Below are 15,622 nucleotides of genomic sequence, written 5' to 3'. Positions count from 1 at the left end.
TACGCGTGAAGCGTGTGGCGCACCCCTGCACCTGCCACCCTCAAGTCATGCATATGGGTCGGCCATGCCCAATAGTGCAAGCGCTTTGCGCTCCAGCGCTTCCATTTCCTCGGCCTCGGTCTCGCCCGTCTCGTGGTCATACCCCGCCAGGTGCAGCAGGCCATGGATGATCAGGTGGCTGCAATGGGTGGTTTGCGGCACGCCTTTTTCATCCGCTTCGCGCTGGCACACGCCATGGGCCAGGATCAGGTCGCCCAGCATGGCCGGGGCATCGACCTGCGCCGCAGCGCGCAGCACTTCCTCGCGCGACAGCATCGGAAACGACAGCACATTGGTCGGCTTGTCCTTGGCGCGCCATTGCAGGTTGAGCGCGTGGACTTCCTCGTCGTCGGCCAGCACCAGGCTGACCAGCATGGCCTCGTGCGCGATTTCCGGCGCGACGTGCGCGGCCGCCCCGGCCGCGGCGGCGGCCAGCGCTTCCCAATCGGTGGCATCGCCCCACACCGGATCGATGTCGATATCCAGGCTGGGCGCGGTCATGGATTGGGATCCACGCCGTCTTTGCCTTCATAGGCTTCGACAATCCGTCCGACGATCGGGTGACGCACGACATCGCCCGAGCCAAACCGCACCGTGCCGATCCCGTCAACGCCTTCGAGCCGCCGCACCGCATCGGCCAGCCCGCTTGCCGCCACCCCGCCGGGCAAATCGACCTGGCGCGGATCGCCACAGATCACCATGCGGCTGTTCTGGCCAAACCGGGTCAGGAACATCTTCATCTGGGCAGGCGTGGTGTTCTGCGCCTCGTCGAGAATGATGAAGGCATCGGCCAGCGTGCGTCCGCGCATGAACGCGATCGGCGCCACCTCGATTTCGCCAGAGGCCATGCGCCGCTCGACTTGTTCGGGCGGCATGCAGTCGTACAGCGCGTCGTAAAGCGGGCGAAGATAGGGATCGACTTTTTCCTTCATGTCGCCGGGCAGAAAGCCCAGCCGTTCGCCCGCCTCGACCGCCGGGCGCGACAGAATCAGCCGCTGCACCGATCCACTCATCAATTGCGCCACGGCTTGTGCGACCGCGAGATAAGTCTTGCCGGTGCCGGCCGGGCCCAGCGCAAAGATGACGTCGTCGCGGATCAGCGCACGCATGTAATCGATCTGCGTCTTCGAACGCGGCGCGATCGTCTTGCGCCGGGTGCGGATCAGGATCGGCGGATTGTCGAGCGGGGCACCGGTGATGATGCCTTCGAGCGTGGGCTCGTTCGACATCGCGATCAGGGCGTCGATCGCGCCGGCGTCGATTTCGTGGCCCCCTTGCAGGCGCAGATGCATGCCCTTCAGCACGTCGCGCGCGCGCGCCACCGCATCGTCGGGGCCTTCGACCACGGCGCGGTTGCCACGGGCGGAAATATAGACGCCAAGGCGGTTTTCGAGCTGGACCAGATTGGTATCGAACTGGCCGAACAGCGCACCGAGCACGGTCTGTTCGTCGAATTCTATCTCGATCCGGGCACGGCGATTTTGCTCGGTCCGATGCGCGCCTTCATGCGCGGCACCATAATGGCCAGTGGGTTCGCCACGGGAATCGCGATGCGCCTCTGTCGTGGCGCGGGGGAATTTACGGGCCATGCGTCTCCCTTATGTCCGATGCCACAGATTATGCCTCGATGTGGCAGGCGCAAGTCACTCAGGCAGGAATTCGTGCGATTTGCACAGCCTGTTTGTTGAAACGCCGTTTTCAGGGGGGCGCGCGCGCCTGTCACAGATCCGCGACAAACATGAATCGCGCATGACGTCATCGTGGCGTGACGGTTCATGTGGAACATGGCATGACCCGTTCGGTTGCCGCCGAACCTTGTGAGGTCCGACGTGCAACCTCATAACAGGAGGATATCCCAGATGCGCAAGACCATTCTTTCGATCGTCGCCGTCGCCGCCGCCGTGGTCGCCCTGACCCCGACGATGGCCAGTGCCCATCATTGGCACCACCATCATCACCGCCATCATCACCACATGTGATCGATGCCGCTGACAGGGCGGGGGGTCAACCGACCCGCCGCCCTGCCAGCGAATTGGGGCCGGCCTCGATCAGGTCAACCTCGACCAGATCGCCCACCGCAACCTCGTCGGTGAAATGCACCGATTGCAGCCAGGGTGATTTGCCCAGCCATTGTCCGGCCTGGCGCCCGCGCCGTTCGACCAGCACGCTGCACCGCCGCCCCAGCGACGCCTGGTTGAACGCCAACTGGTCGCGGTTGATCCGCGCCTGCAACGCCTGCAACCGGTCGTCCATCACGTCTGCGGCGATGTGTCCGGGCATATCCGCGGCGGGCGTTCCGGGCCGCGCGGAATATTTGAAACTGAACGCCTGCGCGTAGCCGACCGCATCGATCAGAGCCAGCGTGTCGGCAAATTCGGCCTCGGTTTCGCCGGGAAAGCCGACGATGAAATCGCCCGACAGCGCAATATCGGGCCTTGCCGCGCGCACGCGCGCGATCAGGTCGAGATAGCTTTGCGCGGTGTGGCTGCGGTTCATCGCCTTCAACACGCGGTCACTGCCCGATTGCACCGGCAGGTGCAGAAACGGCATCAGCTTGGGATTGCTGGCATGCGCCTCGATCAGCGCGTCGTCCATGTCGGCAGGGTGGCTGGTGGTATAGCGGATGCGTGCCAGATCGGGGATCGCGGCCAGCGCCTGGGCCAGCCCTGCCAGCCCGACCGCGCGGCCGGCGCCATCTTCGCCGGTCCAGGCGTTGACGTTCTGGCCCAGCAGAGTGATTTCGCGCGCACCGCCATCGACCAGCGCGTGCGCTTCATCGACCAGATCGGCATAGGGCCGCGAGATTTCCGCGCCGCGCGTATAGGGCACCACGCAATAGGTACAGAACTTGTCGCAGCCTTCCTGGATGGTCAGGAACGCGGTCGGGCCCGATTTGCGCCGCCGGGGGAGCGCGGCAAATTTGGCCTCTGCGGGCATGTCGGTTTCGGTTTCGCGCCCACCGGCGGCGGCGGCGGCAACCATCTGCGGCAGGCGGTGATAGGCCTGCGGGCCGACCACCACGCGCACCGACGGCGCGCGCGCCATGATTTCCGCGCCCTCTGCCTGCGCCACGCATCCGGCCACCGCGATCAACGGCGTGGTGCCGTCTTCACGCCGCAACCGGCCAATATCGGAATAGACTTTTTCGGTGGCGCGTTCGCGGATGTGGCAGGTGTTGAGCACGACCAGATCGGCGTCTTCGCGTGCGTCGATCGCGTGCATGCCTTGCGCGGTCAGCAATTCGGCCATGCGCTCGCCATCATAGACGTTCATCTGGCAGCCGAAGCTTTTGACGTGAAAGGTGCGGGGGTGTTCGGTGGAGGACATAAGCGGCGCGCCATACGCCAGAAATGCACGAAGCGAAAGCGTCAGGCGGCCTTGTCGGGGGGCGGGATATAGCCGACCGGGCCGACCACGTGGGCAAACGGGCGCAGCGGCTTGCCCAGTCGTGCTTCGAGTGCGGGCACGATGCGCGCGCGGGCTTCGGCGGCGATCGCCTTGCGTCCGACAAAGTCGCGCGGGTCGAATGGTTCGAGGAAGAACACTTCCAGCTTGAAAGAGCCGCGCCGTGCCAGCACCCGTTTGGCGTTCTCGACCCCGCCTTCGGTGCCGATCCAGCCGATCCATTCGCCGATGTCGGCACCGTAATCGAGCGCCACCGGTTGCACCATCACGCCGGGCGGCGGCGGTTCGAGCACGCGCAGCATCGCCGTCTTGAACGGCAGCAGTGAATGGCCGTCGGTGGTGGTGCCTTCGGGAAACACGGTGATCGACCAGTTGTCAGCCAGCGCTTCGCGCAGCCGGTTGATCTGGTCGGCAACCCCCAACCGGTCTTCGCGGCTGACAAACACCGTGCGGTTGATGCGTGCCAGCCAGCCGACCACCGGGGCCATGCCCAGCTCTGCCTTGGCCACAAAGGCCGTACCGCTGGCCCCGCCGAGCGCAAGAATATCGATCCACGACAAATGGTTGGCGATGAAAAACACATCGCGCCGCAAAGGCACGCCGTGAATGCGCAGCCGCGCGCCGCAGATCCGGCAGGCAATCCGCAGGAAAATCTTGGGAAACGGTGAACCGTAATGGATCGTGCGATAGGTATAGTGCAACGGCACGCAGATCAGCAGCGTCAGCGCCAGCCCGAGCGAGCGCAGCACCAGCCGCAGCCATCCGGTCCAGCCGATCGGAACCCCGCGTTCGGGGCCGGTCGGGCGACGGCGTTCAGGCATCACGGCCAAGTTTGACCCCATACAATTCCATGCGATGGTCGACCAGCCGATAGCCAAGCTTTTCGGCAATCTGCCGCTGCAACGCTTCGAGTTCGGGATCGACGAATTCGATCACTTTGCCGGTTTCGACATCGATCAGGTGGTCGTGGTGGGCTTCGGGCGTGGCTTCATAGCGCGCCCGGCCATCGCCGAAATCGTGCCGGTCGAGGATGCCCGCCTCTTCGAACAGGCGCACGGTGCGGTAGACCGTGGCGATCGAAATGCGCGGATCACGCTGCACGGCGCGTTCGTGCAGTTTTTCGACATCAGGATGATCTTCGCTTTCGGACAGCACCCGGGCGATGACCCGGCGCTGTTCGGTGATGCGCAAGCCCCGTTCAGCGCACAGGGCCTCGATGTCTATCGGTTGTTGCACGGTCCATCCGCAGCAGTCGCGCAAAGGCGACGGTGATTGATTGCGAGCCAAAGCCTACAACGGCTGGTCGATTTGGGCAAAGCAAAACCCGCATGACCGGGATGGCAAAGCCATGCGGTCATGCGGGTTTGCTGACAGCGTCAGCTAATCGAAATCAGCTCGCGGCTTTGGCGCGGCCACGCTTGGGCGCGGGCTTGCGACCAAGGCCGATCTTCTTGGCCAGTTCACGACGCTTTTCGGCATAGGCCGGGGCAACCATCGGATAGTCGGCCGGCAGGTTCCACCGTGCGCGATACTGTTCCGGGGTCAGGTTGTAACGCGTTGCCAGGTGCCGCTTGAGCATCTTGAGCTTCTTGCCGTCTTCAAGGCAGACGATGTGATCGTTCTTGACCGAAGAGCGAATCGAAACGGCTGGTTCCGGGGTCGGCTCGGCCGCCGGTTCGGCAGGCTTCAGGCCAGCAAGAGCGTTGTAAACATTGCTGATCAACGTCGCCAGATCGCCAACAGCGACGCTGTTGTTGCTGACATGGGCTGCGACGATATCAGAGGTGAGGGTGATCAGCGTTTCACGCAGATCGTTATCGTTTTCAGACATTGCGAACCGACCTTCTTTCTGTTGATGCCATTGTTTTCAATTTTGGCTTGGTAACTCTTGGCTTGGTAACTGGTGCAGTGATTTTGGTATCTTCGTGATTTTTGTATCTTGTCGTACAATTTTCATAGCATTGAATTTGCTATATTTTTAACCGATCAAGCAGATCGACTCTTCCATTTAGGATTTGTCATATAAGCTAAACGCATTCACTGACAATAACCCTTCGGCAGATCGACGCAAAAATCTGCAAAAAATCTCACCGATGTGGAGGTATCCAAGGATTCAGGTGATCACCAATTCCTGTGTGATGGCGTCAATGCGATCGCCATTCGATGTACGATAATACCGGGGCCTAATTCCGATCGGCTGAAAGCCATGTGCAGCATAGAGGATGCCGGCCGGATTGTTGCGACGCATTTCAAGAAACAGTCTCTTCTTGCCACGTTGTCGGGCATTTTCAACAAAATGCCCCAGCAGCGCATGGCCAAGACCGCGTCGCCGCCAAGTGGGGGCAATTGCGAACAACAACAGTTCTTCTTCATCGAACAAGCCACGCGACAGATAAAAGCCCGCTACCGCATCGTGCGGCGCGGGCGGTGATGTCGCTTCGGAAGAGATTAGCGCGTGGTGGGTCCCGGCCAGCAACAGCGCATCGCTGACTTGCCGACGATTCCATGCCTCGCCGAACTCGACCGGAAAGGCGACCGTCATGACCTCCATGATACGGTCGACATCGTCGAGCGGGGGCAGCACCGGCGCGACGCTCAGGCCGGCAGGCGTGCGTCTGGCGCGCGCCCATAGACGGGGCTGATCGCATCGTGCCAGCAGGCGTGCGCAAGCAGGTCAAAATGGCGCGCGTCGGGTCGGATCGCCAGCGCCAGCGCGCCGTTGTGCCGGGCCACCGCTTCGGCCTGGCTACCCGCGACGACACGTGCGGCCGCGCGGTCGAGCACTGCCTCTGGCGGCAACGAGGCAAGCGGCGCGGCGGCAACGCCATCGGCACCAAATGGCTGGAAAAACCATTCGCCATGCCCGCCAGTCATCACCACATCGATGGCGGTGGCAGGATGCGTGTCGCGCGCCATGGCCGCGACCAGATCGAGGCAATGATAGCCGCCGACCGGCACATCCCAGGCCAGCCCGAGTGCGCGCGCCGCCGCCAGTCCGACGCGGATGCCGGTAAAGCTGCCCGGGCCAAGGTTGACCATGATCCGCCGCGCGCGCCCGCGATCGGGCAAATCGGCAATCATCGGCACCAGGCGTTCGGCATGGCCCCGGCCCAGTTCGACACATTCGCCTGCCACCAGAGTGCCGGCGTCAAACAGCGCGACCGAACAGGCCTCGGTCGCGCTGTCGATGACCAGCACGTCACGCAATGCGGTTGAACACCGCGAAGTCGGGACGCGGGCTGCGCGGGAAAATTGTTGCCGGATCGCCGTAACCGAGCGTCGAAATGAAATTCGACCGGACGCGCGGGGTGTCCGCAAAGAACGCAGCATCGACCGCGGCGTTGTCGAATCCCGACATCGGCCCGGTATCGAGCCCCAAGGCGCGCGCGGCCAGAATGAAATAGCCGCCTTGCAAGGTTGAATTGCGAAATGCCGAGACTTCACGCGCCGCTGCATCGCCGGCAAACCAGCTTTTGGCGTCGGCATGCGGGAACAGCCAGGGCAGTTGTTCGTGAAAGTCGAGATCCATGGCGATGATCGCGGTGACCGGCGCCTTGCGAATCTTGTCGGGATTGGTGCCGCCTGCCAGCGCGGCCAGTTTTTCCTTTGCCGCGTCGCTGACGCACCAGACGATCCGCGCGGGCAACTGGTTGGCCGAAGTCGGCCCCATCTTCATCAGGTCCCAGATCGCGGTCAGTTGATCCTGGCTGACCGGCCGGTCGAGATAGCCGTTGTAGGTGCGGGCCTGGCGAAACAACTGGTCGAGCGCCGCATCGGCAAGGGGCTGGTGCATGGTCAACGCCGGTCCTTGGCAAAGTGCGCTCAGGCAGCGCGGACTTCGTTCACTTCGGGCACATAGTGCTTGAGCAGCGCCTCGATCCCGTTCTTGAGCGTGGCGGTCGAGGACGGGCAACCCGAACAGGCACCCTGCATGCGCAGGAACACCACCCCGTCGCGGAACCCGCGATAGATGATGTCGCCACCGTCGTTGGCCACTGCCGGGCGCACCCGCGTTTCGATCAGATCCTTGATCTGGTCGACGATATCGGCATCGGCAGGATCATCGTCCACGCCGTCATTGTCATCGGGCACTGCAAAATCGGCAACGCCACCGGCAAACAGCGGGGTCTGCGTGACGAAATGGTCGAGCAGCACGGCCAGCACTTGCGGTTTGGCATCACTCCATTCGGACCCCGGTGCAATTGTCACCGCCACGAAATCGCGACCGAACAACACACCCGTCACATCACCCAGTGCAAACAGCCCCTGGGCCAGCGGAGAAACGGCGGCTTCTTCGTCCGACGTGAATTCGCGCGTGCCGGTGGTCATGACCACTTCGCCGGGCAGGAATTTCAGTGTCGCCGGATTGGGCGTGGTTTCGGTTTCGATGAACATGATTCGCATTTAGGTCCGAAGGCCGGGGGGTCAAGGGCTCGCGCGGCCTTTGCGGGGCAGTTGGCCCTTTTTTTGCGAGGACAATCGCACGACAATCGATCGCCGATGCGTTTCGACGCTGGCACAGGTGCCGCGCGCTCACTATGCGCGAGCGGATGATCAAGACCGCCTTGCGAATCGCCCCCGTCCTTGTTGCCCTGCTGCTGGGCACATCCGTGCCTGCCGAGGCGCAATCTGCGCCAGCCGCAGCCATCATCAAGCTGCCGTTGCAGCCGCAAGTGGGCGCGGACATGCGCGCCTGTTCGGCCAAGACGGCATCGGGTCTGGGCTATGCGGTGTTGCGGCCTGGCACCGGGCCAAAGCCGGGCAAGACCGATTTCGTGTTGATCGGTTATATCGGTTATCTCGCCACCACCGGCCAGGTGTTCGACCAGAACCCCGGCACCCCGCTCAGCCTCGACAGCGTGATCCCCGGTTTTGCCGAGGGGCTGCAACTGATGCCGCGCGGCAGCGTCTATCGCCTGTGCGTGCCGGCGGCGCTTGGCTATGGCGCAACGGGCGCGGGCGATGCGATCCCGGCCAACAGCGACCTGGTGTTCCAGATCGAACTGATCGATTCCAAGACGGCCGCCGAAGTCGATGCCATGCGCAAGGCGCAAACCGCCGGTGAAGGGCCGCAACCCGCCGCGCATTGATACCTGATTGCAGACTGGTCGCGCCGTTTTGCGCGACCAGCGGACGACCCCCTATTCACTGGCCCTTCATTTTTCTGCGCCCTATAGATCGGGTCATGGTCTCTTCGCGTCTGCGCCGTGCGCGCCTCGGTTTTTTCGTCGCCCTCCTGCTTGGTGCCGCGCTGCCTGTCGGGCAGGCCTGGGCTGCACCTGCCGCAGATCAGGCCTGGCTCTATGCCGGGTCCGATGTGCCGCACGATCCGCAATGGACTTTCGGAATTCTGCCCAATGGCTTGCGCTATGCGGTGCGCCACAACGGGGTGCCGCCGGGGCAAGTGTCGATCCGCATCGTCGCCGATGTCGGTTCGCTGTATGAAACCGATGCACAGCGTGGCTATGCCCACCTGATCGAACACCTGACTTTCCGCGATTCCAAATATCTCAAATCGGGCGAGGCAATCCCCACCTGGCAAAAACTGGGTGCGACGTTCGGCAGCGATACCAATGCCGAAACCAGCCCGACCCAGACGACCTACAAGCTCGATTTGCCCGGCGCGACGCCCGCCTCGCTCGACGAAACGTTCAAGCTGCTGTCGGGGATGATTTCGGCGCCGATTTTCACCCCGCAGGGGGTACGCACCGAAGTGCCGATCGTGCTGGCCGAAATGCGCGAGCGCGAAGGGCCCGAATCCGCGGTGACCGACGCCACCCGCGCGACCTTCTTCAAGGGGCAATTGCTGGCCGACCGCACCCCGATCGGCACCGTCGCCTCGCTCGAAGCGGCCACCGCCGACAGCATCCGGGCATTTCACGACAAATGGTATCGGCCCGACAACACCGTGATCGTGGTGGCGGGCGATGCCGATCCGGCCACGCTGGTTGCCGAAATCGGCAAGTGGTTCGGCGATTGGCATGCTACCGGTCCCAAGCCGCCGCAGCCCGATTTCGGCGAGCCAAAGGCGCCAAAGGGCAAGGATGGTGCGCGTCCTGGCGCCAATCCGGTGGGCGAGACCGCGGTGATTGTCGAACCTGATCTGCCGCGCGTGATCGATGCGGCGATCCTGCGGCCATGGCACAAAGTCAACGACACGATCGTCTATAACCAGGGCAATATCATCGATCGGCTGGCTTTGGCGCTGATCAACCGGCGGCTTGAGGCCAAGGCGCGCACCAATGCCAGCTTTCTGGGCGCGTCGGTCGATCAGAACCGTATCAACCGCTCTGCCGATGCCACGCTGATCACGGTCACCCCGCTGGGCGATGACTGGAAAAGCGCGCTGCACGAAGTGCGCGCGGTGATCGCCGATGCGCTGGCCACCCCGCCCAGTGCCGAAGAAATCGCGCGCGAAGTGGCCGAGTTCGAAAACGATTACCGTATCCCGGTGGAAACCCAGGAAACCGAAGCGGGATCGAAACTGGCCGACGAAATCGCCGAAGCGGTCGATATTCGCGAAACCGTCGCCAATCCCGAAACGGTCTATGCGATCTTTCACCAGACCATCCCGTTGTTCACCCCGCAGGCCGTGCTGGCGCATACCCGCGCGCTGTTTGCGGGGACTGTCGAGCGTGCCGTGCTGATCACGCCCAAGGCGAGCGATGCCACTGCCGCCGATGTGCGTGAAGCGATGCTGGCGCCGGTCGATGCCGCGGCGGGCAGCCGGATCGCCGCCACCAAGCTCACGTTTGCCGACCTGCCGCCGATCGGCGCACCGGGCAAAGTGATCGAGGCCACACCTTCGGGCCTGCTCGGGATCGAGCGGATCACGCTGTCGAATGGCGTAAAAGTGCTGCTGTGGCCCAACGATGCCGAGCCCGGGCGGGTGATCGTCAGAGTCCGCTTTGGCGGGGGCTTTGCCGCGATCAATCCCAAGGATGCGGTCTATGCCTCGGTTGCCGAAGGCGCACTGATGGACAGCGGTTTTGCCAAATATGGCCGCGAAGATCTCGACCGGCTGGCCACCGGGCGCAAGCTGGGGCTCGATTTCGATATCGGCGACACCACTTTTGCGTTTGCGGCCGATACTCGCCCCGCCGATCTGGCCGACCAGTTGTATCTGTTTGCGGCCAAGTTGGCGATGCCGCGCTGGGACGATCATCCGGTGATCCGCACGCTGGCGGCCCAGCGGCTGGGTTATGAAAGCACCAACAGCGCGCCGATGAAAGTGCTGCAGCGCGATCTGCCCTGGCTGATTCGCGATGGCGATCCGCGCTTTGCCCGGCCCAATCCGGCCGAACTGGCCAAGGCCACCCCCGAAGGGTTCCGCCGTGTGTGGGAACCCTTGCTGCGCGAGGGCCCGATCGAGGTCGATCTGTTCGGCGATTTCAACCGCGAAGAGGCGATTGCCGCGCTGAACCGCTCGTTCGGCGCGCTGCCGATGCGCGCGCCGCTGCCGCCTGCGACGCTGGCACCGCATGTTCCGGCGCACAACGACACGCCGCTGGTGCTGACCCACCGGGGCGATCCCGATACGGCGGCGGCGCTGGTGGCCTGGCCGACCAGCGGCGGACGCAGCCAATTGCGCGAATCGCGGCAGCTCGAATTGCTGGCGCAGATTTTCCAGAACCGCCTGTTCGACGTGATGCGCGAAAAGATCGGCGCGAGCTATGCCCCCCAAGTCGGCTCGTCATGGCCGCTCGATCTGCCATCGGGGGGCTATATTTCGGCGATGACGCAGTTGCGTCCGCGCGATCTTCCCGCATTCTTTGCCGCCGCCGAACAGATTGCCGCCGATCTGGTGGCCGCGCCGCCGAGTGCCGACGAGATCGCGCGGGTGACCGAGCCGACCAAGCAATGGATCACCCGGCTGCTGACCGGCAACGGGTTCTATCTCGACCAGTTGCAGGGCGGCGCGCTGGAACCGCGCAAGTTCACCGATCTGCGCTCGATCCTGATCGATTCGGCAACCACCACGCCCGCTGCAATGCAGGACCTGGCACGTCGCTATCTGCGCCCCGATACGAGTTGGAAACTGGAAGTCGTGCCCGAAAAGCGCTGATTTTCGAAGGCCGATCTGTGTGATCGGAACGCTGCCTTTGCTTTTGTGGCCCCGAACGCCTATTTCGCGCGTTCGGTCGGCAGTCGGCCGTGATCCAAGGATGAGGAACAGTGGCAAGCAACTGGAATGCGCATAGCTGGCGCGGATACGAGGCGCGGCATCTGCCGGCCTATCCGCATGCGGACAAGCTGCAGGCGGTCGAAACGACCCTGACGAGCTTTCCGCCGCTGGTGTTTGCGGGCGAGGCGCGCGCGCTCAAGGCCGATCTGGCCGAAGTGGCGGCGGGTCGCGGTTTTCTGCTCCAGGGCGGGGATTGCGCCGAAAGCTTTGCCGAATTCCATCCCAACAACATCCGCGACACGTTCCGCGTGCTGTTGCAGATGGCGGTGATCCTGACATTTGCCAGCAAGCAGCCGGTGATCAAGGTCGGGCGCATGGCCGGGCAGTTTGCCAAGCCCCGTTCGTCGCCGATGGAACGCCAGGGCGATGTCGAATTGCCCAGCTATCTGGGCGACAACATCAACGGCATCGATTTCACCCCCGAATCGCGCATTCCCGATCCGGACCGCATGTTGCGCGCCTATTCGCAGGCGGCGGCCACGCTCAACCTGTTGCGCGCGTTCGCAACCGGCGGCTATGCCAACTTGCGTCAGGTTCACCAGTGGACGCTCGACCATATCGGCAAGAGCCCGTGGGCGGCGAAATTTGCCGAAATGGCCGACAAGATCGGCGAAGCGCTCGACTTCATGGAGGCCTGCGGCGTCAACCCCGCGACCGTACCGCAATTGCAGGGCACCAGCTTCTACACCAGCCATGAAGCGCTGCTGCTGCAATACGAAGAAGCGATGACGCGGCAGGATTCGCTGACCGGCAAGTGGTACGACACCAGCGCACACATGCTGTGGATCGGCGACCGGACGCGGTTCGAAGGCTCGGCGCATGTCGAATTCCTGCGCGGGGTCGACAATCCGATCGGCGTGAAATGCGGACCCAGCCTGGCACCCGACGTGCTGCTGAAACTGCTCGACACGCTCAACCCGGCGCGCGAAGCCGGGCGGATCACGCTGATCAGCCGGTTCGGCCACGACAAAGTGGAGGCCGGTCTGCCCGCGCTGGTGCGTGCGGTGGCGCGCGAAGGCCATCCGGTGGTGTGGTCGTGCGACCCGATGCACGGCAATGTGATCAAGGCCGACAACGGGTACAAGACGCGCCCGTTCGATCGTATTCTGCGCGAAGTCGAAGGGTTCTTCGCGGTGCATCGCGCCGAAGGCACCCATGCGGGTGGCATTCATATCGAAATGACCGGCCGCGATGTTACCGAATGCACCGGCGGCGCGGTAGCGATCAGCGAGGACGCGCTGGCCGATCGCTATCACACGCATTGCGATCCCCGGCTGAACGCCGCGCAATCGCTGGAACTGGCGTTCCTGCTGGCCGAAGCGATCAATCTTGAACGCGCGGGCCAGAAGGCACAGGCTGCTTGATATATAGCGGGCGCGGCACTGTGTCGCCGCGCCCGCTCATGCCGGTCCGGTCAGAATGAAAAACGGATCGATCCGGTGATCGTGCGCCCGTTGAGTGTCAGCGCGTTGACGATCCCGCCCGCCGGGACTGCGGCTGAATCGAGCTCGACAAACGCCAGCTTGTTGAACAGGTTGTAGACATTGAGCAGCGCGGTGACACGCGCCAGCGGTCGCACTTCGATGAACGGATTGACCAGCACATAGCCCGGCTGCTTGAGCAAGTCGGTGTCTTCGGCAAAGCTGCTCGTCACCCCCACCACATTCGCGCCGATCGAAACCAGCCTGGTTTCGAACTGCGGCATCGCGGTGAAGAAGAAATTCGGTTCGTGACGCGGGGTCAGGCCGTTTTCGCCCGGGTTGTACAAGTCGTTGTCGATTTTCGATTTGGTATAGGTCGCGCCCAGCCGCAGGCTGAACGGCCCCTTGCGTGCCTCGCTTTCCACTTCGACGCCCTTGGCGCTGTAGGTGCGGTCGATCGCGGTCACGATGGTGGCGCCGTTGTCGTCGTTGCCGACCTGGTAATTGTTGTCGGTGGTCGAGGCCCAGAACCCGGTGACATAGACAGTTACCCCGCCCGTGCGGAATTTGGTGCCGATCTCGGCCTGCTTGATCGGGCTATAGGCCAGGCTGGAGCTGGCCAACTGGCCGGTGGTGGGGTTGAACGTCGGCGGGAACAAGTTGCGGTCCGCACTCGCCCGCGCGCCCTTGCTGTACCGCGCAAAGGCCGACAGATCTTCAGCCAGGCGATAGTTGGCGCCGACCGAATAGGACAAGTATCCATAGGAATAGCCGACGGAACCCGGTTGCGACAGCGGCAGCAGCGCGGTCTGCGATTCGGGCAGCGAAATCAAGCCATCGCCGTTGAAATCGTAACTGCCCGATCCGACGCGCCCGCCGCCCAGATCCGACCCGTAGACGGCGCCGGTCACTTTGCCGAAATCATAGCGCAGACTGCCGCCGATGGCCAGTTTGCCCCACTGGTAATTGGCCGAACCATAAGGCGCCAGCACGCGGAAATTGACATCGTAGAGCCGGTGATAGAGCCCGCCATTGCCGAGCAGTTCATAGGCCAGCACGCCCTGCTGGGTGACCGGCAGACCCGATGCGGTGGTGACATTGAGCATCGTCGAATTGCCGCCGCTGGCAAAATCGTTGAGCGTGGTGGCAAACGTCCACAGCACATTGATATCCTGCGACGAGGCATAGAGCCCGGCGGTGGTGGTCAGCTTGCCGCTGCCCGCCGTCCACACGCGGCTGGCGCGCAAATCGTTGACGGTATAGTTCAGGCTGTTGAGATCGGCGTGCGAGTAAGTGTTGACGGCGGCCAGCCCGTTGCCGTTAAGCCCTGCCGGATTGGTCACCGCCTGCCCTGACAGGGGGCCATCGGCATAACTGAGCGTCGCACCCGGCCCGCCGAGCGCCGCGCCGACATAAGCGGCGGGCACGAATTCGGCGCCCGAGGTTTCGTTGTGTTCGCCCGAGATATCCGAATAGCGGAAATGGTCGGTGACGGTCCATCCGGCCACGTCGAATTGCGCTTCGATCCCGAACGAGCGAACCTTGCTGTGGTCGCCATGTTGCAGATTGATCGTTTCGGGCAGGTTGTTCTGGTTCAGCGATTGCAGGTTGACGATGTTCTTCGACCAGGCCGAATTGGTGCGCGGGTCGAAACCGGGGAGGGCCGAGAGCTGCGGCGCATCGTTGCTGCCGCCGATCTGCACCGGGACCAGCCCGTAATAGGGCTCGCGATCATCGAGCACTTTGACGTAAAGGCGGATATAGCCGCCATCGAACGTGCGGGTGACGTTGAATTTGATCTGCCCGCCCTTGAACGCCTGATAGCCGCTGGCGCGCGGGCCTTCGCCTTCGTGATAGAAACCGCCGATGTTGAACCGCCAGTGGTCGTCGATCTTGCCGCCATAGTCGAAATCGATGCGGCCCAGATCATAGTTTACGCCCGAACTGACTTGCAACACGCCGCCGTTGTCCTCGCCGGTGCGCGACAGGAAATTGACCACGCCGCCCGGCGAGTTCGACGCGAAGGTCGAGGCTGAACCACCCCGGATCGCCTGCACCTGGCCAAGGCTGAGATCGGTGCGCAGAAACTGGGGGGTGCCGGCGAAATAGAGATCGCCGAATTCAAGCACCGGCAGCCCGTCTTCCTCGATCTGCAGGAATTTCGAGCCATCGGCATCGAGCGGCAGCCCGCGGATGGTGATCGAGGTGCGGCCATCGGTGCCGCCGGTTTCGGCGCGAATGCCGGGAATGTTGCCGACGGCTTCGGCAATCGAGGTGGTGCCAATCTTGGCCAGATCCGAACTGCTGATGGTGCTGGCCGAAATGGCGGTGTCGAGCAAGTCGCGGCCTTTGGCAACGCCGGTGGTAAAGGCGCCTTTGGCTGAGGGCTGGTCTGCGGCGGCTTCGGCAGACGGGCTGTCGGGCGCTGCCGGGGCGGGCGCATCGGCCCAGGCCGTGATCGGGGCAAGCGCGGTGGTCGCCGCAAGCAGGATGAGCGTTGTCTTCACAAAAGGCCTCTCGTCTGGTGAACGGACAGCCTGCCTCTTGCGCCGGGCGTGGTTTACGGCCCGGC

General features: G+C 63.4%; 14 protein-coding genes. 3 read left to right on the top strand and 11 right to left on the bottom strand.

The genetic code is table 11. The annotated features are described in order from the left end of the window. Positions 1-45: 45 nt before the first annotated feature. From ybeY to AQZ49_RS11185, 10 genes are all read right to left on the bottom strand, one after another. Positions 46-540 (bottom strand): rRNA maturation RNase YbeY, encoded by a 495-nt coding sequence (gene ybeY, locus AQZ49_RS11230; protein WP_067615604.1) that lies wholly within the window; start codon positions 538-540, stop codon positions 46-48. Then, a complete protein-coding gene (locus tag AQZ49_RS11225; RefSeq protein WP_067615601.1) occupies positions 537-1,628 on the bottom strand; it encodes a PhoH family protein in 1,092 nt (363 codons plus the stop codon). Before AQZ49_RS11225 ends, ybeY begins: the two co-directional genes overlap by 4 nt. 415 nt (positions 1,629-2,043) lie before the next feature. Next, complete coding sequence (gene miaB, locus AQZ49_RS11220; RefSeq protein ID WP_067615599.1) at positions 2,044-3,366, bottom strand: tRNA (N6-isopentenyl adenosine(37)-C2)-methylthiotransferase MiaB; 1,323 nt, start codon at positions 3,364-3,366, stop codon at positions 2,044-2,046. 41 nt (positions 3,367-3,407) lie between these two features. Next, positions 3,408-4,265 (bottom strand): lysophospholipid acyltransferase family protein, encoded by an 858-nt coding sequence (locus tag AQZ49_RS11215; RefSeq protein WP_067615596.1) that lies wholly within the window; start codon positions 4,263-4,265, stop codon positions 3,408-3,410. Further along, positions 4,258-4,680, bottom strand: coding sequence for a Fur family transcriptional regulator (locus AQZ49_RS11210; RefSeq protein ID WP_067615594.1), 423 nt, complete (start codon positions 4,678-4,680; stop codon positions 4,258-4,260). Before AQZ49_RS11210 ends, AQZ49_RS11215 begins: the two co-directional genes overlap by 8 nt. 154 nt (positions 4,681-4,834) lie before the next feature. Next, positions 4,835-5,275 carry a Ros/MucR family transcriptional regulator gene (locus AQZ49_RS11205; RefSeq protein ID WP_067615592.1) on the bottom strand — a complete coding sequence of 147 codons (441 nt, stop codon included), beginning with the start codon at positions 5,273-5,275 and terminating at the stop codon, positions 4,835-4,837. Between the two features lie 282 nt (positions 5,276-5,557). Next, the gene (locus tag AQZ49_RS11200; RefSeq protein ID WP_197411026.1) at positions 5,558-5,995 is read right to left on the bottom strand and encodes a GNAT family N-acetyltransferase; all 438 of its coding nucleotides are present in this window, start codon (positions 5,993-5,995) and stop codon (positions 5,558-5,560) included. A gap of 44 nt (positions 5,996-6,039) precedes the next feature. Next, on the bottom strand, positions 6,040-6,642 hold the full coding sequence (gene tsaB / locus AQZ49_RS11195; RefSeq protein WP_067615588.1) for a tRNA (adenosine(37)-N6)-threonylcarbamoyltransferase complex dimerization subunit type 1 TsaB: 603 nt from the start codon (positions 6,640-6,642) through the stop codon (positions 6,040-6,042). A 1-nt stretch (position 6,643) separates the two neighbouring features. Then, entirely contained in the window at positions 6,644-7,237 is a 594-nt protein-coding gene (locus AQZ49_RS11190; RefSeq protein ID WP_067615586.1) for a malonic semialdehyde reductase, read from the bottom strand. 29 nt (positions 7,238-7,266) lie between these two features. Then, on the bottom strand, positions 7,267-7,839 hold the full coding sequence (locus AQZ49_RS11185) for a NifU family protein (RefSeq protein WP_067615584.1): 573 nt from the start codon (positions 7,837-7,839) through the stop codon (positions 7,267-7,269). A 155-nt stretch (positions 7,840-7,994) separates the two neighbouring features. On the opposite strand from AQZ49_RS11185, the gene AQZ49_RS11180 reads away from it, so the two are divergent. The 3 genes from AQZ49_RS11180 (at position 7,995) to AQZ49_RS11170 (ending at position 12,993) form a co-directional block, all read left to right on the top strand. Continuing rightward, the gene (locus AQZ49_RS11180; RefSeq protein ID WP_067616068.1) at positions 7,995-8,534 is read left to right on the top strand and encodes an FKBP-type peptidyl-prolyl cis-trans isomerase; all 540 of its coding nucleotides are present in this window, start codon (positions 7,995-7,997) and stop codon (positions 8,532-8,534) included. Between the two features lie 95 nt (positions 8,535-8,629). Further along, entirely contained in the window at positions 8,630-11,509 is a 2,880-nt protein-coding gene (locus AQZ49_RS11175; RefSeq protein WP_067615582.1) for a M16 family metallopeptidase, read from the top strand. A gap of 110 nt (positions 11,510-11,619) precedes the next feature. After that, positions 11,620-12,993, top strand: coding sequence for a class II 3-deoxy-7-phosphoheptulonate synthase (locus AQZ49_RS11170; RefSeq protein WP_067615580.1), 1,374 nt, complete (start codon positions 11,620-11,622; stop codon positions 12,991-12,993). Between the two features lie 50 nt (positions 12,994-13,043). On the opposite strand, the gene AQZ49_RS11165 is transcribed toward AQZ49_RS11170, so the two are convergent. Further along, positions 13,044-15,557, bottom strand: coding sequence for a TonB-dependent receptor domain-containing protein (locus AQZ49_RS11165; protein ID WP_067615578.1), 2,514 nt, complete (start codon positions 15,555-15,557; stop codon positions 13,044-13,046). Positions 15,558-15,622 lie beyond the last annotated feature (65 nt).

It is taken from the genome of Novosphingobium sp. FSW06-99, from assembly GCF_001519065.1.
Lineage (GTDB): Bacteria > Pseudomonadota > Alphaproteobacteria > Sphingomonadales > Sphingomonadaceae > Novosphingobium.
The sequence above is the reverse complement of the archived record's forward strand: the minus strand, read 5'-3'. Positions and strand labels throughout refer to the sequence as shown.

Excerpts from the sequence above, each read along its gene's own strand:
- miaB (WP_067615599.1), bottom strand. The coding sequence starts at position 3,366 with ATGTCCTCCACCGAACACCCCCGCACCTTTCACGTCAAAAGCTTCGGC.
- AQZ49_RS11215 (WP_067615596.1), bottom strand. The coding sequence starts at position 4,265 with ATGCCTGAACGCCGTCGCCCGACCGGCCCCGAACGCGGGGTTCCGATC.
- AQZ49_RS11225 (WP_067615601.1), bottom strand. The coding sequence starts at position 1,628 with ATGGCCCGTAAATTCCCCCGCGCCACGACAGAGGCGCATCGCGATTCC.
- AQZ49_RS11185 (WP_067615584.1), bottom strand. The coding sequence starts at position 7,839 with ATGTTCATCGAAACCGAAACCACGCCCAATCCGGCGACACTGAAATTC.
- AQZ49_RS11175 (WP_067615582.1), top strand. The coding sequence starts at position 8,630 with ATGGTCTCTTCGCGTCTGCGCCGTGCGCGCCTCGGTTTTTTCGTCGCC.
- AQZ49_RS11190 (WP_067615586.1), bottom strand. The coding sequence starts at position 7,237 with ATGCACCAGCCCCTTGCCGATGCGGCGCTCGACCAGTTGTTTCGCCAG.
- AQZ49_RS11200 (WP_197411026.1), bottom strand. The coding sequence starts at position 5,995 with ATGGAGGTCATGACGGTCGCCTTTCCGGTCGAGTTCGGCGAGGCATGG.
- AQZ49_RS11205 (WP_067615592.1), bottom strand. The coding sequence starts at position 5,275 with ATGTCTGAAAACGATAACGATCTGCGTGAAACGCTGATCACCCTCACC.
- AQZ49_RS11180 (WP_067616068.1), top strand. The coding sequence starts at position 7,995 with ATGATCAAGACCGCCTTGCGAATCGCCCCCGTCCTTGTTGCCCTGCTG.
- ybeY (WP_067615604.1), bottom strand. The coding sequence starts at position 540 with ATGACCGCGCCCAGCCTGGATATCGACATCGATCCGGTGTGGGGCGAT.